This window comes from Escherichia sp. WS33 (genome assembly GCF_046486385.1).
Classification (GTDB): Bacteria; Pseudomonadota; Gammaproteobacteria; order Enterobacterales; family Enterobacteriaceae; genus ECMA0423.
Genome location: NZ_JBJQLJ010000004.1, coordinates 34,170 through 52,356, shown reverse-complemented (window position 1 = coordinate 52,356; position 18,187 = coordinate 34,170). Strand labels below are relative to the sequence as shown.

18 protein-coding genes and 1 other RNA gene are annotated in these 18,187 nt (G+C 53.0%); 7 read left to right on the top strand and 12 right to left on the bottom strand.

Annotated elements, in window-relative coordinates; translation table 11 throughout:
• Positions 1 to 22 precede the first annotated feature (22 nt).
• The 3 genes from gcvP to gcvT all read right to left on the bottom strand — a co-directional run bounded on the left by gcvP (position 23) and on the right by gcvT (position 4,522).
• Positions 23 to 2,896 (bottom strand): aminomethyl-transferring glycine dehydrogenase, encoded by a 2,874-nt coding sequence (gene gcvP, locus ACJHXA_RS04920; protein WP_000195050.1) that lies wholly within the window; start codon positions 2,894 to 2,896, stop codon positions 23 to 25.
• A gap of 118 nt (positions 2,897 to 3,014) precedes the next feature.
• Complete coding sequence (gene gcvH / locus ACJHXA_RS04915) at positions 3,015 to 3,404, bottom strand: glycine cleavage system protein GcvH (RefSeq protein WP_001295377.1); 390 nt, start codon at positions 3,402 to 3,404, stop codon at positions 3,015 to 3,017.
• 23 nt (positions 3,405 to 3,427) lie between these two features.
• The gene (gcvT, locus tag ACJHXA_RS04910) at positions 3,428 to 4,522 is read right to left on the bottom strand and encodes a glycine cleavage system aminomethyltransferase GcvT (RefSeq protein ID WP_000068701.1); all 1,095 of its coding nucleotides are present in this window, start codon (positions 4,520 to 4,522) and stop codon (positions 3,428 to 3,430) included.
• Between the two features lie 289 nt (positions 4,523 to 4,811).
• Here gcvT and ACJHXA_RS04905 point away from each other — a divergent pair, with 289 nt between their 5' ends.
• Positions 4,812 to 4,895, top strand: a complete 84-nt coding sequence (locus ACJHXA_RS04905) for a hypothetical protein (protein WP_122985416.1) — start codon at positions 4,812 to 4,814, stop codon at positions 4,893 to 4,895.
• 73 nt (positions 4,896 to 4,968) lie between these two features.
• On the opposite strand, the gene ubiI is transcribed toward ACJHXA_RS04905, so the two are convergent.
• The 4 genes from ubiI to ygfB are packed head-to-tail and all read right to left on the bottom strand — an operon-like array spanning position 4,969 to position 9,298.
• Positions 4,969 to 6,171 (bottom strand): FAD-dependent 2-octaprenylphenol hydroxylase, encoded by a 1,203-nt coding sequence (gene ubiI, locus ACJHXA_RS04900; RefSeq protein WP_001192202.1) that lies wholly within the window; start codon positions 6,169 to 6,171, stop codon positions 4,969 to 4,971.
• Positions 6,172 to 6,193: 22 nt separating this feature from the next.
• Entirely contained in the window at positions 6,194 to 7,372 is a 1,179-nt protein-coding gene (ubiH, locus tag ACJHXA_RS04895; RefSeq protein ID WP_000111192.1) for a 2-octaprenyl-6-methoxyphenyl hydroxylase, read from the bottom strand.
• Positions 7,369 to 8,694, bottom strand: coding sequence for a Xaa-Pro aminopeptidase (pepP, locus tag ACJHXA_RS04890; RefSeq protein ID WP_001290117.1), 1,326 nt, complete (start codon positions 8,692 to 8,694; stop codon positions 7,369 to 7,371). The genes ubiH and pepP overlap by 4 nt, the downstream gene beginning before the upstream one ends.
• Positions 8,695 to 8,719: 25 nt before the next feature.
• On the bottom strand, positions 8,720 to 9,298 hold the full coding sequence (ygfB, locus tag ACJHXA_RS04885; RefSeq protein ID WP_001367089.1) for a UPF0149 family protein YgfB: 579 nt from the start codon (positions 9,296 to 9,298) through the stop codon (positions 8,720 to 8,722).
• 167 nt (positions 9,299 to 9,465) lie between these two features.
• Here ygfB and zapA point away from each other — a divergent pair, with 167 nt between their 5' ends.
• From zapA to ACJHXA_RS04870, 3 genes are all read left to right on the top strand, one after another.
• The gene (gene zapA / locus ACJHXA_RS04880; RefSeq protein ID WP_001276008.1) at positions 9,466 to 9,795 is read left to right on the top strand and encodes a cell division protein ZapA; all 330 of its coding nucleotides are present in this window, start codon (positions 9,466 to 9,468) and stop codon (positions 9,793 to 9,795) included.
• A 41-nt stretch (positions 9,796 to 9,836) separates the two neighbouring features.
• Positions 9,837 to 10,020: non-coding RNA, 6S RNA (gene ssrS, locus ACJHXA_RS04875), on the top strand.
• A 20-nt stretch (positions 10,021 to 10,040) separates the two neighbouring features.
• Positions 10,041 to 10,643 carry a 5-formyltetrahydrofolate cyclo-ligase gene (locus ACJHXA_RS04870; protein WP_000192748.1) on the top strand — a complete coding sequence of 201 codons (603 nt, stop codon included), beginning with the start codon at positions 10,041 to 10,043 and terminating at the stop codon, positions 10,641 to 10,643.
• A gap of 100 nt (positions 10,644 to 10,743) precedes the next feature.
• Here ACJHXA_RS04870 and ACJHXA_RS04865 read toward each other — a convergent pair whose 3' ends face one another.
• From ACJHXA_RS04865 to ACJHXA_RS04845, 5 genes are all read right to left on the bottom strand, one after another.
• Positions 10,744 to 10,803 (bottom strand): type I toxin-antitoxin system Ibs family toxin, encoded by a 60-nt coding sequence (locus ACJHXA_RS04865; RefSeq protein WP_001387035.1) that lies wholly within the window; start codon positions 10,801 to 10,803, stop codon positions 10,744 to 10,746.
• A 332-nt stretch (positions 10,804 to 11,135) separates the two neighbouring features.
• Positions 11,136 to 11,195, bottom strand: a complete 60-nt coding sequence (gene ibsC, locus ACJHXA_RS04860; RefSeq protein ID WP_071524576.1) for a type I toxin-antitoxin system toxin IbsC — start codon at positions 11,193 to 11,195, stop codon at positions 11,136 to 11,138.
• Between the two features lie 228 nt (positions 11,196 to 11,423).
• A complete protein-coding gene (gene serA, locus ACJHXA_RS04855; RefSeq protein ID WP_001151604.1) occupies positions 11,424 to 12,656 on the bottom strand; it encodes a phosphoglycerate dehydrogenase in 1,233 nt (410 codons plus the stop codon).
• A gap of 255 nt (positions 12,657 to 12,911) precedes the next feature.
• Positions 12,912 to 13,571, bottom strand: coding sequence for a ribose-5-phosphate isomerase RpiA (gene rpiA / locus ACJHXA_RS04850; RefSeq protein WP_000189743.1), 660 nt, complete (start codon positions 13,569 to 13,571; stop codon positions 12,912 to 12,914).
• 55 nt (positions 13,572 to 13,626) lie between these two features.
• The gene (locus tag ACJHXA_RS04845; RefSeq protein ID WP_000545299.1) at positions 13,627 to 13,812 is read right to left on the bottom strand and encodes a hypothetical protein; all 186 of its coding nucleotides are present in this window, start codon (positions 13,810 to 13,812) and stop codon (positions 13,627 to 13,629) included.
• Positions 13,813 to 13,953: 141 nt separating this feature from the next.
• Here ACJHXA_RS04845 and argP point away from each other — a divergent pair, with 141 nt between their 5' ends.
• From argP to meaB, 3 genes are all read left to right on the top strand, one after another.
• Positions 13,954 to 14,847 carry a DNA-binding transcriptional regulator ArgP gene (gene argP / locus ACJHXA_RS04840; RefSeq protein ID WP_000828351.1) on the top strand — a complete coding sequence of 298 codons (894 nt, stop codon included), beginning with the start codon at positions 13,954 to 13,956 and terminating at the stop codon, positions 14,845 to 14,847.
• 203 nt (positions 14,848 to 15,050) lie between these two features.
• Positions 15,051 to 17,195: a methylmalonyl-CoA mutase gene (gene scpA / locus ACJHXA_RS04835; RefSeq protein ID WP_000064239.1), complete on the top strand. Its 2,145-nt coding sequence runs from the start codon at positions 15,051 to 15,053 to the stop codon at positions 17,193 to 17,195.
• Positions 17,188 to 18,183 (top strand): methylmalonyl Co-A mutase-associated GTPase MeaB, encoded by a 996-nt coding sequence (gene meaB, locus ACJHXA_RS04830; protein ID WP_000606536.1) that lies wholly within the window; start codon positions 17,188 to 17,190, stop codon positions 18,181 to 18,183. The genes scpA and meaB overlap by 8 nt, the downstream gene beginning before the upstream one ends.
• The last annotated feature ends 4 nt before the right edge of the window (positions 18,184 to 18,187 follow it).

The window sequence follows — 18,187 nt, the reverse complement described above, 5'->3', positions numbered from 1 at the left end:
AGAAAATAGTCGAATCAGTGAATTACTGGTATTCGCTAATCGGTACGCAGGAGCAGAACAGGTTACGGTCGCCGTAAACATCATCCAGACGTTTCACCGTCGGCCAGTATTTGTCTGCCACGCCTGCCGGGAATACCGCAACTTCACGGCTGTACGGATGCGCCCACTCGGCGACCAGTTCGCTCTGAATGTGCGGCGCGTTCACCAGCGGGTTATCTTCCAGCGGCCAGACACCGGCTTTCACCTGGTCAATTTCTGCGCGGATAGCCAGCATCGCGTCGATAAAGCGATCCAGTTCCACTTTGCTTTCAGATTCAGTCGGTTCAACCATCAGCGTACCCGCCACCGGGAACGACATCGTTGGCGCGTGGAAACCGTAGTCGATCAGGCGCTTGGCAATATCCAGCTCGCTGATGCCGGTTTCTTCTTTCAGCGGGCGAATATCGAGAATACATTCGTGCGCCACGCGACCGTCGCGACCGGTATACAGCACCGGGAAGGCATCCTGCAGGCGGCTGGCAATATAGTTGGCGTTGAGGATTGCCACCTGGCTTGCTTTTTTCAGCCCTTCTGCGCCCATCATGCGGATGTACATCCAGCTGATTGGCAGGATAGAGGCGCTACCGAACGGTGCCGCAGAAACTGCGCCCTGACGGGTTAACATGCCTTCGATTTGCACCACGCTATGACCCGGTACAAACGGTGCCAGATGCGCTTTCACACCGATCGGTCCCATACCCGGACCACCACCGCCGTGCGGAATGCAGAAAGTTTTATGCAGGTTGAGGTGCGAAACGTCCGCGCCAATAAAGCCCGGCGAGGTGATGCCAACCTGGGCGTTCATGTTCGCGCCATCAAGGTAAACCTGACCGCCGAACTGATGCACGACTTCACACACTTCACGGATCGTTTCTTCATACACGCCGTGGGTAGAAGGATAAGTCACCATGATACAGGAGAGGTTATCGCCCGCCTGTTCCGCTTTCGCGCGCAGATCAGTCAGATCGATGTTGCCGTTTTTATCACACGCCACAACCACCACCTGCATTCCTGCCATATGTGCAGAAGCGGGGTTAGTTCCGTGCGCAGAAGCCGGGATCAGGCAGATATCGCGATGCCCTTCGTTGCGGCTTTCATGATAATGACGAATCGCCAGCAGGCCCGCGTATTCGCCCTGTGCGCCGGAGTTCGGCTGCATACAAACGGCGTCGTAACCGGTCAGTTTCACCAGCCAGTCAGCCAGCTGCGCAATCATCTGCTGATAACCTTCAGCCTGTTCCGGCGGGCAAAACGGGTGCAGTTCGGCAAATTCCGGCCAGGTGATTGGGATCATCTCGGCGGCGGCGTTCAGTTTCATGGTGCAGGAACCCAGCGGGATCATCGCCTGATTCAGCGCCAGATCTTTACGCTCCAGCGAGTGCATATAGCGCATCATTTCGGTTTCGCTGTGGTAGCGATTAAACACCGGATGAGTGAGGATTTCGTCGTCGCGCAGCATCGCAGGCTGAATAGAGCGGCTGTCGTGAGCCACGTCTTTGTCCAGCGTGTCGATCTCCAGCCCGTGGTTATCGCCCAGCAGCACGCTGAAAAGCTGCATTACGTTTTCACGCGTGGTGGTTTCATCAAGGGTGATCCCAACCGCGTTCAGGATATCGCTACGCAGGTTGATTTCAGCCGCTTCGGCACGCGCCAGTACGCCCGCCTTGTCGGCCACTTCCACACACAGAGTGTCGAAATAGTGCGCATGGCGCAGCTTCAGACCTTTTTGTTGCAGGCCTGCCGCCAGGATATCGGTCAAACGGTGAATGCGGTTAGCGATACGTTTCAGGCCAACCGGGCCGTGATAAACGGCATACAGGCTGGCGATGTTTGCCAGCAGTACCTGGGAAGTACAAATGTTGGAGTTCGCTTTCTCACGGCGGATATGTTGCTCGCGAGTCTGCATCGCCATGCGCAGCGCGGTATTGCCAGCTGCATCTTTCGATACACCGATAATACGGCCCGGCATTGAGCGTTTGTATTCATCTTTCGCCGCAAAGAATGCCGCGTGTGGGCCACCGTAGCCCATCGGCACGCCGAAGCGTTGCGCCGAACCAAAAACAATATCCGCGCCCTGTTTACCCGGCGCAGTTAACAGCACCAGCGCCATAATATCGGCGGCAACGCTGACCACAATTTTGCGTGATTTCAGTTCGCTAATAAGCGCAGTGTAGTCGTGAATTTCACCGGTAGTGCCTACCTGCTGTAACAGCACGCCGAAGACGTCCTGATGGTCGAGCACTTTTTGCGCGTCATCGACAATCACTTCAAAACCAAAGGTTTCGGCACGAGTACGGACCACATCCAGCGTTTGCGGATGCACATCGGAAGCCACGAAGAAGCGGTTGGCATTTTTCAGTTTGCTGACGCGTTTCGCCATCGCCATTGCTTCGGCGGCAGCGGTGGCCTCGTCCAGAAGAGAAGCAGAGGCCATATCCAGTCCAGTCAAATCCAGCGTTACCTGCTGGAAGTTGAGCAGTGCTTCAAGGCGGCCCTGGGAGACTTCAGGTTGATACGGAGTGTACGCGGTATACCAGCCCGGATTTTCCAGCATGTTACGCAGGATAACCGGCGGTAGCTGCACGGCGGTGTAACCCATGCCGATGTAAGACGTGAAGCGTTTATTGCGACTGGCAATAGCCTTGAGTTCTGCCAGTGCGGCGTATTCGGTCGCCGGTGCGCCAACCTGCGGCGGGGTCGCAAGCTGAATATCTTTCGGCACAATCTGGCCGGTCAGCGCGTTTAACGATTGTGCACCAACGGCATTCAGCATTTCTTGCTGTTGCGCGGCGTCCGGTCCGATATGGCGTTCAATAAAAGCGCCGCTGTTTTCAAGCTGGCTTAACGTCTGTGTCATGAGCGATGGTTCCTGAAACGTGCAGTGAATTGTGAACCTCTCTCCTTACGAAGAGAGTGAGGGTGAGGCATAAATTTTCCTCACCCTGATCCTCTCCCGCAGAAGAGGAATAAAGCCGTTACTCGTCTTCTAACAATGCTTCGTATGCGGTCGCATCCAGCAGTGATTCCAGTTCGCTTTCATCGCTGGCTTTGATTTTAAAGATCCAGCCACCTGCATACGGTTCGCTGTTCACCAGTTCCGGGGAATCGCTCAGTGCGTCGTTTACCGCCACGATTTCACCGCTTACTGGCGCATAAATGTCTGACGCCGCTTTTACTGATTCGGCAACCGCGCAGTCATCGCCCGCGCTAACCGTTGCGCCCACTTCCGGCAGGTCAACAAACACCATATCGCCTAACAGCTCCTGAGCATGTTCGGTAATACCAACGGTGTAAGTGCCGTCGGCTTCTTTACGCAGCCATTCGTGTTCTTTGCTGTATTTCAGTTCTGCTGGTACGTTGCTCATCAATCAATCTCCAAAAAAGTAAATCACGCGACGGCTTTGCCGTTACGCACAAAAACAGGTTTTGTCACTTTAACCGGCATTTCACGGTTGCGAATTTGCACAATCGCCGTTTCGCCAATACCTTCCGGCACGCGCGCCAGCGCAATGCTGTAACCCAGCGTCGGGGAGAAAGTACCGCTGGTGATAATGCCTTCATGCTGGTTGCCCTGCGCATCGGTAAAGCGTACCGGCAGTTCATTACGCAGCACGCCTTTTTCGGTCATCACCAGACCAACCAGTTTTTCTGTACCATGCTCACGCTGCACTTCCAGGGCTTCACGACCGATAAAGTCACGATCTGCCGGTTCCCAGGCGATAGTCCAGCCCATGTTGGCGGCTAAAGGAGAAATAGTTTCGTCCATCTCCTGACCATAAAGATTCATGCCCGCTTCCAGACGCAGCGTGTCACGCGCGCCCAAGCCACATGGCTTAACACCCGCTTCCACCAGCGCACGCCAGAAATCGGCCGCTTTTTCATTGGGCAGCGCAATTTCATAGCCCGCTTCACCGGTATAACCAGTGGTGGCAATAAACAGATCGCCCGCCTGCACGCCAAAGAACGGTTTCATCCCTTCCACCGCCTGACGCTGGGCGTCATTAAACAGTGTGGCAGCTTTTGCCTGCGCATTCGGCCCTTGCACGGCAATCATGGAAAGGTCATCACGAACGGTAATTTCGATGCCGAAAGGTTCAGCGTGTTGGGTAATCCAGGAGAGGTCTTTTTCGCGGGTGGCGGAGTTAACAACGAGGCGGAAGAAATCTTCAGTAAAGTAGTAGACGATGAGGTCATCTATCACACCGCCAGAGGCATTCAACATCCCCGAGTAAAGGGCTTTGCCGCTTTTGGTGAGCTTCGCCACATCGTTCGCCAGCAGATAACGCAGAAACTCCCGGGTGCGGCTGCCGCGGAGATCGACGATGGTCATATGTGACACATCAAACATTCCGGCATCGGTACGTACCGCATGATGTTCGTCGATTTGCGAACCGTAATGCAGCGGCATCATCCAGCCGTGGAAATCCACCATGCGAGCGCCGCAAAGCGTGTGTTGTTCGTACAAAGGAGTCTGTTGTGCCATCTTGTCCTCATTGAATAAGCGGGGCTGACAACTTTTCATGGTGAAATTATCACCACGAAACCCAGCATCGGAGCCACTCCCGGTCCCCAACGCAATCGTTCTCTTTTGCCTGAACTTACCACCGAAACAGACTGTTAACCATAAGGTAAAATTGATCATCACATTAGCTTATGGTTAAAAAACGCCAAAATCGCGACAGAATAAAAAACCAAAAAACACACTAGTTTCTATATAAAGATGATGCCATTAGAAAGTTAATTTGAATAAGGCAATATTAAGAACTAAAAAAATGTCAAAAAACACTAAATCAAAAAATCATGGCATTAGAAAATATAATGCGAAAACGGAGGTGAAATTAGTTTATTTCAAATGAGGAAAATCTCCCGGCGAAAAAACCGGGAGATGAAAGTGTGATGGGTATCAAATAAACAACAGAAGAGAAATTTTTAACGCAGCCATTCAGGCAAATCGTTTAATCCCATTGCCTGGCGGATGAGTTGTGGTTTAACGCCAGGAAGCGTGTCGGCCAGTTTCAAACCAATATCACGCAGCAGTTTTTTCGCCGGATTGGTACCGGAAAACAGATCGCGGAATCCCTGCATACCAGCCAGCATCAGCGCCGAACTGTGCTTGCGGCTACGCTCATAGCGACGCAGATAAATGTACTGCCCGATGTCTTTACCCTGACGATGCAACCGTTTCAGTTCAGCAATCAGCTCTGCAGCATCCATAAAGCCAAGATTTACCCCCTGCCCCGCCAGCGGGTGAATGGTATGCGCGGCGTCGCCCACCAGCGCCAGACGGTGCGCGGCAAACTGGCGCGCATAACGCCCCGTCAGTGGGAACACCTGACGCGCGCTCTCAACCTTGCATAAGCCCAGGCGATTATCAAAAGCGATATTTAACGCGCGATTAAATTCGTCTTCACTTGCCTGCTGCATCCGCTGCGCTTCCTCTGGCGACAGTGACCAGACAATCGAGCAAAGATGCGGATCGCTAAGCGGTAAAAAGGCCAGAATGCCTTCGCCATGGAAAACCTGCCGCGCCACCGCATCATGCGGTTCTTCCGTGCGAATGGTCGCTACCAGCGCGTGATGCTGATAATCCCAGAAAGTCAGCGGAATATCTGCTTTGTTGCGCAACCAGGAATTAGCGCCGTCCGCGCCAATCACCAGACGCGCCGTTAACATGCTGCCATCTTTCAGCGTCAGGAAAGTTTCATTTTCTCCCCAGGCGACCTGCTGTAATTCTGCGGGGGCCAACAGGGTGATATCTGACGCCTGCTGCGCTTTGCTCCACAGCGCGTAGTGAATCACTGAGTTTTCAACGATATGCCCAAGATGGCTATAGCCCATGCTTTGATCGTCAAACGAAATGTGACCAAAACTGTCTTTGTCCCACACTTCCATACCGTGATAACAACTAGCCCTACGAGAGAGAATGTCCTGCCAGACGCCAAGACGGGTGAGTAATTTTTCGCTGGCGGCATTGATAGCCGAAACGCGCAGTTGTGGTGGTGCATCCGCCGCCAGAGGTTCCGGTACGCGCTGCTCCAGTACGGCAACGCGTAAGCCGCTCCCCTGTAAGCCGCAGGCAACCGCCAGCCCCACCATGCCGCCGCCAACAATGGCTACATCAACACTTTGCATTGTTTATTCCTTAAAACCGCCTTCAACGCGCCACCCAACCGAGGGTGCGCTGCGCCAGCACATCGCGTGCCGGGGTGAATAATTCCATCGTCATCAGTCCGATGTTGCGCCCGACAACCAGCGGTGCCCAACGGTTGGCAAAAAGATGTACAAGGCTGTCCGTGACGCCAATGGTTGCTTCGCGATCGCTCTGTCGACGCTGCTGATAGCGGCACAATATGCCGTAATCACCGATGTCTTCTCCGCGCTCATGCGCCTGAGTCAGGGTTTCCGCAAGGCTCATGACATCTCGCATACCGAGGTTAAACCCTTGCCCGGCAATCGGGTGCAGAGTTTGCGCCGCATTGCCCACCAGCACGGTACGATGGGTAATAGCTCTGGCGGCGCGGGTTAACGCCAGCGGATAAGCACTGCGTTTACCGGCGTGGGTAATTTTTCCAAGTCGCCAGCCAAAGGCCGACTGGAGTTCACGGCAAAACTTCTCGTCACTCCACGACAGCAGCTCTTCGCGCCGTTCCAGTGGATGACACCAGACCAGCGAACAGCGTCCGTCAGACATCGGCAACATCGCCAGCGGGCCATGTTGCGTGAAGCGTTCAAAAGCGCGGCCTTCGTGCGCAACAGAAGTAGCAACGTTGGCAATCACTGCCAGTTGTTCGTAAGGCTCCTGCTGCCAGTCAACGCCGCACGCGGTGGCTAACGCTGAATGGGTGCCATCAGCGGCTACCAGCACGCGGCCCGTCAGCGTCTCGCCACTCTCCAGCGTCACTTCAACGTGACTCTGAGTACGGGCAACGTTAGCCACGCGATCAGGGCAATGCAGCGTTACGCCAGGTGCTTTACGCAGCAATGCAAACAGCCGTTGCCCGACATTGTGCAATTCGACAACCTGTCCCAGCGCCGCCAGTTGGTAATCTTCTGCGGCGAGGGTGACAAATCCAGCGTGACCACGATCGCTGACATGCACGGTGGTGATGGCAGTTGCGCAATCCGCCAGAGATTGCCAAACGCCGATGCGCGCCAGTTGCTGACAGGTACCCGCCGCCAGCGCTATCGCTCGTCCATCAAAGCCCGGATGAGCATGTGACTCTGGCGCAGTCGCTTCAATCAAATGTACCGGCAACGCCCCGTGACTTAACCGGGAAATAGCCAGCGCCAGCGTCGCGCCCGCCATGCCGCCACCGACGATGATTACGCTCATTGCTTTCTCGCAGCTGCCATCAACGCTTCGATTTCTTCCGGCTTTTTCACCACGCTGGCGGTGAGGTTTTCGTTGCCGGTTTCGGTAATCACAATGTCGTCTTCAATACGAATGCCGATACCGCGATATTGTTCTGGCACATCCGCATCCGGCGCGATATACAGACCAGGCTCTACGGTCAGTACCATCCCCGGTTCCAGAATGCGCGAGCGATCCTGACCATAAACGCCAACGTCATGGACATCTAGCCCTAACCAGTGGCTAAGGCCATGCATAAAGAAAGGACGATGGGCGTTCTGAGCGATCAGTTCATCAACATCACCTTTCAGAATGCCGAGTTTTACCAGGCCGCTAACCATGATGCGCACCACTTCACCGGTGACTTCCTGCATGGAAGTTCCCGGACGATACAGGCGCAAGCTGGTTTCGAGAGACTCCAGCACAATGTCGTAGATTTCACGCTGGGCCTGAGTGAATTTGCCGTTGACCGGGAAGGTGCGGGTAATATCGCCAGCGTAACCTTTGTATTCACAACCCGCGTCAATCAACACCAGGTCACCGTCACGCAGTTCACACTCGTTTTCGGTGTAGTGCAAAATGCAGCCGTTTTCACCGCTGCCGACAATGGTGTTATAGGAAGGATAGCGCGCACCGTGGCGGTTAAATTCGTGGTGAATTTCGCCTTCCAGATGGTACTCGAACATTCCCGGACGGCATTTTTCCATCGCCCGGGTATGTGCCAGGGCGGTGATTTCTCCCGCGCGGCGGAGTACGGCAATCTCTTCTGGCGATTTGAACAGGCGCATTTCATGAACAACAGGACGCCAGTCGATCATCGTTGCCGGTGCGGTGAGATTTTGCCGCGAACCTTTACGCAGTTTTTCCAGCGCACTGTTCACGATTTCATCAGCATATGCATATTCGCCCTGGGCATGGTAAACCACATCCAGGCCGTTAAGTAGTTGATAAAGTTGCTGATTGATTTCGCTGAATGCCAGTGCGCGGTCAACGCCCAGTTTCTCTGGCGCGGCATCCTGGCCTAAGCGACGGCCAAACCAGATCTCCGCCGTCAGGTCGCGAACGCGGTTAAACAGAACGCTGTGGTTATGAGTGTCATCGCTTTTAATCAGCACCAGCACCGCTTCCGGTTCGTTAAAGCCGGTGAAGTACCAGAAGTCACTGTTCTGACGATAGGGGTATTCGCTGTCGGCGCTACGTGTTACTTCTGGTGCAGCAAAAATCAGCGCGGCGCTGCCGGGTTGCATTTGCTCCACCAGGGCCTGACGGCGACGCTGAAACTCTTGCCGGGATATCTCACTCATAACACTCTCCTTACGTTTTTTGTTTTTAGTGTAGAGTCGGTTTTTGTACTTCTGGCGCGGTCGGTTGCGGATGAGTAAAGGTGTCGTGGCATAACAGCGCGGCAACACGAACGTATTCGATGATCTCTTCAAGCGACATTTCAAGCTCTTCCTGATCTTCGTCTTCGTCGTAACCCAGTTGCGCAATGTTACGCAGATCGTCGATAGCTTCACCGGTTTCGCCGGTCACTTTATCCAGCTTCGGTTGCGTAACGCCAAGACCAAGCAGGAAGTGATTGACCCAACCTGCCAATGCATCAGCCCGATCGAAAACGCTGACATCATCGCCATCAGGCAGATAAAGCTGAAAAAGGAAGCCGTCATCCTGCAGGGCATCGCTGGTGCCAGAGTGCATTTTACGCAGTGCCTGTGCCAGCTCATGACCGAAAGCCATGCCTTCGTTCGTCAGGTCGTGAAGTAGCGGTAGCCATGAGCTGTCATCGTTACCGCCACATATCATCCCACTGATTAAACCATGCATCTCAGCAGGGGTCAGACCCGTCCCTTGTTGGTTCAGATACTGGTTCATTTCGTTGTAACCAGGCATTTCGTTCTGTATAGACATAAGCATTCGTCGTCAAAGGGAGGAATATTCATGATATGCTACCACTTTGGGCCCTGGTGGACCAGAAAAGGGCTTGTCTCTTCTCATCAGGGTAGCTATAGTGTCGCCCCTTCGCAGACCATGGGTCTAAAGACGAAGGCAGCGCAGTCAATCAGCAGGAAGGTGGCATGTCTGCACAACCCGTCGATATCCAAATTTTTGGCCGTTCACTGCGTGTGAACTGCCCGCCTGACCAAAGGGATGCGTTGAATCAGGCAGCGGACGATCTGAACCAACGGTTGCAAGATCTGAAAGAACGCACTAGAGTCACAAATACTGAACAGTTGGTCTTCATTGCCGCATTGAATATCAGCTATGAGTTAGCGCAAGAAAAAGCGAAGACTCGTGACTACGCGGCAAGTATGGAACAGCGTATTCGGATGCTGCAGCAGACCATAGAACAAGCGTTACTTGAACAAGGTCGCATCACCGAAAAAACTAACCAAAACTTTGAATGACACTTTTCGGTTTACTGTGGTAGAGTAACCGTGAAGACAAAATTTCTCTGAGATGTTCGCAAGCGGGCCAGTCCCCTGAGCCGATATTTCATACCACAAGAATGTGGCGCTCCGCGGTTGGTGAGCATGCTCGGTCCGTCCGAGAAGCCTTAAAACTGCGACGACACATTCACCTTGAACCAAGGGTTCAAGGGTTACAGCCTGCGGCGGCATCTCGGAGATTCCCTTCTTATCTGGCACCAGCCATGACGCAACTACCAGAACTCCCACTGACATTATCCCGACAAGAAATCCGCAAAATGATTCGGCAACGTCGTCGTGCGTTAACGCCGGAACAACAGCAGGAAATGGGTCAACAAGCCGCTACCCGGATGATGACTTATCCCCCGGTGGTGATGGCGCATACGGTCGCTGTATTCCTCTCTTTTGATGGTGAACTCGACACCCAGCCGCTAATAGAACAACTCTGGCGCGCCGGTAAGCGCGTATATCTTCCAGTTTTGCATCCCTTTAGTGCCGGTAATTTGCTGTTCCTGAATTACCATCCGCAAAGCGAACTGGTGATGAACAGGTTGAAGATCCATGAGCCAAAACTGGATGTGCGTGACGTGCTACCCCTTTCCCGATTAGACGTGCTGATCACACCGCTGGTCGCCTTTGATGAGTACGGTCAGCGCCTGGGAATGGGCGGTGGTTTTTATGATCGGACCTTACAAAACTGGCAGCACTATAAAACGCAACCGGTGGGTTATGCGCATGATTGTCAGTTGGTGGAAAAACTCCCCGTTGAAGAGTGGGATATCCCTCTTCCTGCGGTGGTTACACCGTCGAAAGTCTGGGAGTGGTAAGGGCGATACACCTGCATCGCCCTGATTGACATCGTTGATTCTTTAACCTAATTTAGTGAGTAAGGGTAAGGGAGGATTGCTCCTCCCCTGTGACTGACTGTTAATAAGCTGGGAAACTTATGAGTAACAGTACAATCAGTATGATGGCAAGTCGCATCATAACCCTTCTCCTTCAAGCCCTCGCTTCGGTGAGGGCTTTACCGTTACAGCCCCATGCTGCCCAGCTATCGTAAGCTCTCTTTAAATAACCACAACGCATTGATCTACCTTTAAATCTTTTCTTCGAGCGTGCTCGAAAAACCCCATGCAAAACAGAGATAATTTTTGGGAAAAAGGATCTATTACGGCAGTAAACGTGGGCGATGAAGTGGCTATCAAAAAGTTCGGTTCAGGGCGATGCACCCCGCATCGCCCTGATTGACATCGTTGATTCTTTGACCTAATTTAGTGAGTAAGGGTAAGGGAGGATGACTCCTCCCCTGAGACTGACTGTTAATAAGCTCCGAAACTTATCAGTAACAGTACAATCAGTATGATGACAAGTCGCATCATAACCCTTCTCCTTTAAGCCCTCGCTTCGGTGAGGGCTTTACCGTTACAGCCCCATGCTGTCCCGCCATCGTAAATCCCCATTAAATAAACACAACGCATTGATCTGACTTTGATTTATTTTCTGGAGCAGACTCGCAAAGTAGAATGCGCAACGCGGCAACGGTGTGGAGAAGGGATAAAAAAACGGGCAAGTCAGTGACCTGCCCGTTAATTTTCAGAGAAGGGGAATTAGTACAGCAGACGGGCGCGAATGGTACCCGGAATAGCTTTCATTGCCTGCAGCGCTTTTTCGGCAACGTCTTCGTCAGCTTCAATATCAATAACTACATAACCCATCTGGGCGGAAGTTTGTAGATATTGCGCGGCGATGTTGACGCCCTGCTCGGCGAAGATTTTGTTCAGCGCAGTTAGCACGCCCGGACGGTTTTCGTGGATGTGCATCAGACGACGACCACCATGCAGTGGCAGCGAGACTTCCGGGAAGTTCACCGCAGAGAGCGTTGAGCCATTGTCAGAATACTTGATCAATTTACCCGCAACTTCCAGGCCGATATTCTCCTGCGCTTCCTGAGTCGAACCGCCAATGTGTGGCGTCAGAAGGACGTTGTCGAATTCACACAGTGGAGAGGTAAATGGATCGCTATTGGTCGCCGGTTCCGTCGGGAATACGTCGATTGCCGCCCCCGCCAGATGTTTGCTCGCCAGCGCATCACACAGCGCCGGAATATCCACCACAGTACCGCGCGAGGCATTAATCAGCAGCGAGCCGGGCTTCATTAGCGAAATCTCTTTCGCGCCCATCATATTTTTGGTGGACGGATTCTCTGGTACATGCAGACTCACCACATCGCTCATATTCAGCAGGTCAGAAAGATGCTGTACCTGAGTGGCGTTGCCCAGCGGCAGTTTGTTTTCAATATCATAAAAGTAAACATACATTCCCAGCGATTCAGCCAGAATGCCCAATTGCGTACCAATATGACCGTAGCCGATGATACCCAGCTTTTTGCCGCGCGCTTCAAAAGAACCCGCCGCCAGTTTGTTCCACACGCCACGGTGCGCTTTAGCATTGGCTTCCGGCACGCCGCGCAATAGCAGCAGCAGTTCGCCAATCACCAGCTCCGCAACAGAGCGCGTATTTGAGAACGGTGCGTTAAATACCGGGATCCCGCGCTTTGCCGCCGCATCCAGATCAACCTGGTTTGTTCCGATACAGAAACAGCCAATAGCGACCAGTTTTTCTGCGGCGTTGATCACGTCTTCAGTCAGATGGGTACGGGATCGCAGGCCGATGAAGTGGGCATCGCGGATGGATTCTTTTAATTGTTCATCATCCAGCGCGCCTTTGTGAAATTCGATGTTGGTGTAACCAGCTGCACGAAGGCTTTCCAGCGCCTTTTGGTGCACGCCTTCTACCAGCAGAAACTTAATCTTGTCTTTCTCCAGCGATACCTTTGCCATTTACCCAATCCTGTCTTTTGAAATGTTGTGTGCGGATTTGCATCCGCCTTTCAACATATCAAAAAATAATATTGCGGCAATATGAACGTTTGCGTCGCGATGTTGAGGAAATATCACGCAAAGGTAATTCTTGGATGAATATGCTGGTTTAGAGGATTTATTTAGAGCAATCGACAATTGCCTGGTAAAAGCGTGACACATGTCACCAAATTTAATGAAGAGAATTTTTTTAACGGGGGAGGTTCCCCCGTCAGATCATTTCACAATGGTTTTGACACCGTCAGGTGTGCCAATCAGCGCAACGTCCGCGCCACGGTTAGCAAACAAGCCAACAGTCACCACGCCAGGAATCGCATTTATGGCGTTTTCCATCGCTATCGGGTCAAGGATTTCCATGCCGTGGACGTCGAGGATCACGTTGCCATTATCGGTCACCACGCCCTGACGGTATTCCGGACGACCGCCCAGTTTCACCAGCTGACGCGCCACTGCACTACGTGCCATCGGGATAACTTCTACTGGCAGCGGGAATTTACCCAGAATATCAACCTGCTTGGAAGCGTCTGCAATACAGATAAATTTTTCTGCAACCGAAGCAATGATTTTTTCACGGGTCAGCGCCGCGCCGCCGCCTTTGATCATTTGCATGTGGCCGTTGATTTCATCTGCGCCATCAACGTAGATGCCAAGGCTGTCGACTTCGTTGAGATCAAAAACGTGAATGCCGAGGCTTTTCAGTTTTTCAGTGGAAGCATCTGAACTGGAAACGGCCCCTTCAATCTGGCCTTTCATTGTACCGAGCGCGTCAATAAAGTGTGCGGCGGTGGAACCTGTACCTACACCAACAATGGTGCCGGGCTGAACATACTGAAGTGCCGCCCATCCTACTGCTTTTTTCAATTCATCCTGCGTCATGATCGTTTCGCCTGTGGTATGAAATTTCACACGCATTATATACAAAAAAAGCGATTCAGACCCCGTTGGCAAGCCGCGTGGTTAACTCATCCATAAAATATCGCGCAATGGCGGGCATCCCCTTTCGCCCCGCAAATAAAGCATACAACGGTCTGGGTATGCCGCTCCACGGTGCGAACAGAGGCAATAACGCCACGCCATTCAACACAACCAGGGCGCGAACTCGCTGAGCGAAATGCATTAGCGCAAATCCCTGATCTTTTAAGCTGCGCGTTTAACCACGAATACAAATGTTACCCGCCGACGGCTTCGGTATATGCAACCTGACACAAAATTGTGTCATAGTGCAGGAAAAAGCATTTACCAGGAGCAGACAACAGCAATGAAACGCCCGGACTACAGAACATTACAGGCACTGGATGCGGTGATACGTGAACGAGGATTTGAGCGCGCGGCACAAAAGCTGTGCATTACACAATCAGCCGTCTCACAGCGCATTAAGCAACTGGAAAATATGTTCGGGCAGCCGCTGTTGGTGCGTACCGTACCGCCGCGCCCGACGGAACAAGGGCAAAAACTGCTGGCACTGCTGCGCCAGGTGGAGTTGCTGGAAGAAGAGTGGCTGGGCGATGAACAAACCGGTTCGACTCCGCTGCTGCTTTCACTGGCGGTCAACGCCGACAGTCTGGCGACGTGGTTGCTTCCTGCACTGGCTCCTGTGTTGGCTGATTCGCCTATCCGCCTCAACTTGCAGGTAGAAGATGAAACCCGCACTCAGGAACGTCTGCGCCGCGGCGAAGTGGTCGGCGCGGTGAGTATTCAACATCAGGCGCTGCCGAGCTGTCTTGTCGATAAACTTGGTGCGCTCGACTATCTGTTCGTCAGCTCAAAACCCTTTGCCGAAAAATATTTCCCTAACGGCGTAACGCGTTCGGCATTACTGAAAGCGCCAGTGGTCGCGTTTGACCATCTTGACGATATGCACCAGGCCTTTTTGCAGCAAAACTTCGATCTGCCTCCAGGCAGCGTGCCCTGCCATATCGTTAATTCTTCAGAAGCGTTCGTACAACTTGCTCGCCAGGGCACCACCTGCTGTATGATCCCGCACCTGCAAATCGAGAAAGAACTGGCCAGCGGTGAACTGATTGACTTAACGCCGGGGCTATTTCAACGCCGGATGCTCTACTGGCACCGCTTTGCTCCTGAAAGCCGCATGATGCGTAAAGTCACTGATGCGTTGCTCGATTATGGTCACAAAGTCCTTCGTCAGGATTAATCCATCAAATAATGCCTGATAGCACATATCAGGCGTTATCCTCACTTCTTTTTGTATTCCTTGAATCACATCACAAAATAGACAAATCTCAGGCGGCAAAAAACGACGTCTGAATGCATTTTTTTTGCTGGCGACAAACCCACGTAAAAAGCTCACCGTAAGCGCAAATACCCTCATTTTGATTGCGTTTTACGGAGCAAATAATGTCTAACGAGCAGGAGTGGCAACAGCTTGCCAACAAGGAATTGAGCCGTCGGGAGAAAACTGTCGACTCGCTGGTTCAGCAAACCGCGGAAGGGATCGCCATCAAGCCGCTGTATACCGAAGCCGATCTCGATAATCTGGAGGTGACAGGTACCCTTCCTGGTTTGCCGCCCTACGTTCGTGGCCCGCGTGCCACTATGTATACCGCCCAACCGTGGACCATCCGTCAGTATGCTGGTTTTTCAACAGCAAAAGAGTCCAACGCTTTTTATCGCCGTAACCTGGCCGCCGGGCAAAAAGGTCTTTCCGTTGCGTTTGACCTTGCCACCCACCGTGGCTACGACTCCGATAACCCACGCGTGGCGGGTGACGTCGGCAAAGCGGGCGTCGCTATCGACACCGTGGAAGATATGAAAGTCCTGTTCGACCAGATCCCGCTGGATAAAATGTCGGTTTCGATGACCATGAATGGCGCAGTGCTACCAGTACTGGCGTTTTATATCGTCGCCGCAGAAGAGCAAGGTGTTACACCTGATAAACTGACCGGCACCATTCAGAACGATATCCTCAAAGAGTACCTCTGCCGCAACACCTATATTTACCCGCCAAAACCGTCAATGCGCATTATCGCCGACATCATCGCCTGGTGTTCCGGCAACATGCCGCGATTTAATACCATCAGTATCAGCGGTTACCACATGGGTGAAGCGGGTGCCAACTGCGTGCAGCAGGTAGCATTTACGCTCGCTGATGGGATTGAGTACATCAAAGCAGCAATCTCTGCCGGACTGAAAATTGATGACTTCGCTCCTCGCCTGTCGTTCTTCTTCGGTATCGGCATGGATCTGTTTATGAACGTCGCCATGTTGCGTGCGGCACGTTATTTATGGAGCGAAGCGGTCAGTGGATTTGGCGCACAGGATCCGAAATCACTGGCGCTGCGTACCCACTGCCAGACCTCAGGCTGGAGCCTGACTGAACAGGATCCGTATAACAACGTTATCCGCACCACCATTGAAGCGCTGGCTGCGACGCTGGGCGGTACTCAGTCACTGCATACCAACGCCTTTGACGAAGCGCTTGGTTTGCCTACCGATTTCTCAGCACGCATTGCCCGCAACACCCAGATCATCATCCAGGAAGAATCAGAACTCTGCCGCACCGTCGATCCACTGGCCGGATCCTATTACATTGAGTCGCTGACCGATCAAATCGTCAAACAAGCCAGAGCTATTATCCAACAGATCGACGAAGCCGGTGGCATGGCGAAAGCGATCGAAGCAGGTCTGCCAAAACGAATGATCGAAGAGGCCTCAGCGCGCGAACAGTCGCTGATCGACCAGGGCAAGCGTGTCATCGTTGGTGTCAACAAGTACAAACTGGATCACGAAGACGAAACCGATGTACTTGAGATCGACAACGTGATGGTGCGTAACGAGCAAATTGCTTCGCTGGAACGCATTCGCGCCACCCGTGATGATGCCGCCGTAACCGCCGCGTTGAACGCCCTGACTCACGCCGCACAGCATAACGAAAACCTGCTGGCTGCCGCTGTTAATGCCGCTCGCGTTCGCGCCACCCTGGGTGAAATTTCCGATGCGCTGGAAGTCGCTTTCGACCGTTATCTGGTGCCAAGCCAGTGTGTTACCGGCGTGATTGCGCAAAGCTATCATCAGTCTGAGAAATCGGCCTCCGAGTTCGATGCCATTGTTGCGCAAACGGAGCAGTTCCTTGCCGACAATGGTCGTCGCCCGCGCATTCTGATCGCTAAGATGGGCCAGGATGGACACGATCGCGGCGCGAAAGTGATCGCCAGCGCCTATTCCGATCTCGGTTTCGACGTAGATTTAAGCCCGATGTTCTCTACACCTGAAGAGATCGCCCGCCTGGCCGTAGAAAACGACGTTCACGTAGTGGGCGCATCCTCACTGGCTGCCGGTCATAAAACGCTGATCCCGGAACTGGTCGAAGCGCTGAAAAAATGGGGACGCGAAGATATCTGCGTAGTCGCCGGTGGCGTCATTCCACCGCAGGATTACGCCTTCCTGCAAGAGCGCGGCGTGGCGGCGATTTATGGTCCAGGTACACCTATGCTCGAGAGTGTGCGCGACGTACTGAATCTGATAAGCCAGCATCATGATTAATGAAGCCACGCTGGCAGAAAGTATTCGCCGCTTACGTCAGGGTGAGCGTGCCACACTCGCCCAGGCCATGACGCTGGTGGAAAGCCGTCACCCGAGTCATCAGGCGCTAAGTACGCAACTGCTTGATGCCATTATGCCGTACTGCGGTAACGCCCTGCGACTGGGCGTTACCGGCACACCCGGCGCGGGGAAAAGTACCTTTCTTGAAGCCTTTGGCATGTTGTTGATTCGTGAGGGATTAAAGGTCGCGGTTATTGCGGTCGATCCCAGCAGCCCGGTCACTGGCGGTAGCATTCTCGGGGATAAAACCCGCATGAATGACCTGGCGCGTGCCGAAGCGGCGTTTATTCGCCCGGTACCATCCTCCGGTCATCTGGGCGGTGCCAGTCAGCGAGCGCGGGAATTAATGCTGTTATGCGAAGCGGCGGGTTATGACGTAGTGATTGTCGAAACGGTTGGCGTCGGGCAGTCGGAAACGGAAGTCGCCCGCATGGTGGACTGTTTTATCTCGTTGCAAATTGCCGGTGGCGGCGATGATCTGCAGGGCATTAAAAAAGGGCTGATGGAAGTGGCTGATCTGCTCGTTATCAACAAAGACGATGGCGATAACCATACCAATGTCGCCATTGCCCGGCATATGTACGAGAGTGCCCTGCATATTCTGCGACGTAAATACGACGAATGGCAGCCACGGGTTCTGACTTGTAGCGCACTGGAAAAACGTGGAATCGATGAGATCTGGCACGCCATCATCGACTTCAAAACCGCGCTAACTGCCAGTGGTCGTTTACAACAAGTGCGGCAACAACAATCGGTGGAATGGCTGCGTAAGCAGACCGAAGAAGAAGTACTGCATCACCTGTTCGCGAATGAAGATTTCGATCGCTATTACCGCCAGACGCTTTTAGCGGTCAAAAACAATACGCTCTCACCGCGCACCGGCCTGCGGCAGCTCAGTGAATTTATCCAGACGCAATATTTTGATTAAAGGA

Excerpts from the sequence above, each read along its gene's own strand:
- pepP (WP_001290117.1), bottom strand. The coding sequence starts at position 8,694 with ATGAGTGAGATATCCCGGCAAGAGTTTCAGCGTCGCCGTCAGGCCCTG.
- ubiI (WP_001192202.1), bottom strand. The coding sequence starts at position 6,171 with ATGCAAAGTGTTGATGTAGCCATTGTTGGCGGCGGCATGGTGGGGCTG.
- ACJHXA_RS04870 (WP_000192748.1), top strand. The coding sequence starts at position 10,041 with ATGACGCAACTACCAGAACTCCCACTGACATTATCCCGACAAGAAATC.
- meaB (WP_000606536.1), top strand. The coding sequence starts at position 17,188 with ATGATTAATGAAGCCACGCTGGCAGAAAGTATTCGCCGCTTACGTCAG.
- ubiH (WP_000111192.1), bottom strand. The coding sequence starts at position 7,372 with ATGAGCGTAATCATCGTCGGTGGCGGCATGGCGGGCGCGACGCTGGCG.
- rpiA (WP_000189743.1), bottom strand. The coding sequence starts at position 13,571 with ATGACGCAGGATGAATTGAAAAAAGCAGTAGGATGGGCGGCACTTCAG.
- gcvH (WP_001295377.1), bottom strand. The coding sequence starts at position 3,404 with ATGAGCAACGTACCAGCAGAACTGAAATACAGCAAAGAACACGAATGG.
- zapA (WP_001276008.1), top strand. The coding sequence starts at position 9,466 with ATGTCTGCACAACCCGTCGATATCCAAATTTTTGGCCGTTCACTGCGT.
- ACJHXA_RS04845 (WP_000545299.1), bottom strand. The coding sequence starts at position 13,812 with ATGCATTTCGCTCAGCGAGTTCGCGCCCTGGTTGTGTTGAATGGCGTG.
- scpA (WP_000064239.1), top strand. The coding sequence starts at position 15,051 with ATGTCTAACGAGCAGGAGTGGCAACAGCTTGCCAACAAGGAATTGAGC.
- ygfB (WP_001367089.1), bottom strand. The coding sequence starts at position 9,298 with ATGTCTATACAGAACGAAATGCCTGGTTACAACGAAATGAACCAGTAT.
- ACJHXA_RS04905 (WP_122985416.1), top strand. The coding sequence starts at position 4,812 with ATGTCAAAAAACACTAAATCAAAAAATCATGGCATTAGAAAATATAAT.
- gcvP (WP_000195050.1), bottom strand. The coding sequence starts at position 2,896 with ATGACACAGACGTTAAGCCAGCTTGAAAACAGCGGCGCTTTTATTGAA.
- serA (WP_001151604.1), bottom strand. The coding sequence starts at position 12,656 with ATGGCAAAGGTATCGCTGGAGAAAGACAAGATTAAGTTTCTGCTGGTA.
- gcvT (WP_000068701.1), bottom strand. The coding sequence starts at position 4,522 with ATGGCACAACAGACTCCTTTGTACGAACAACACACGCTTTGCGGCGCT.
- argP (WP_000828351.1), top strand. The coding sequence starts at position 13,954 with ATGAAACGCCCGGACTACAGAACATTACAGGCACTGGATGCGGTGATA.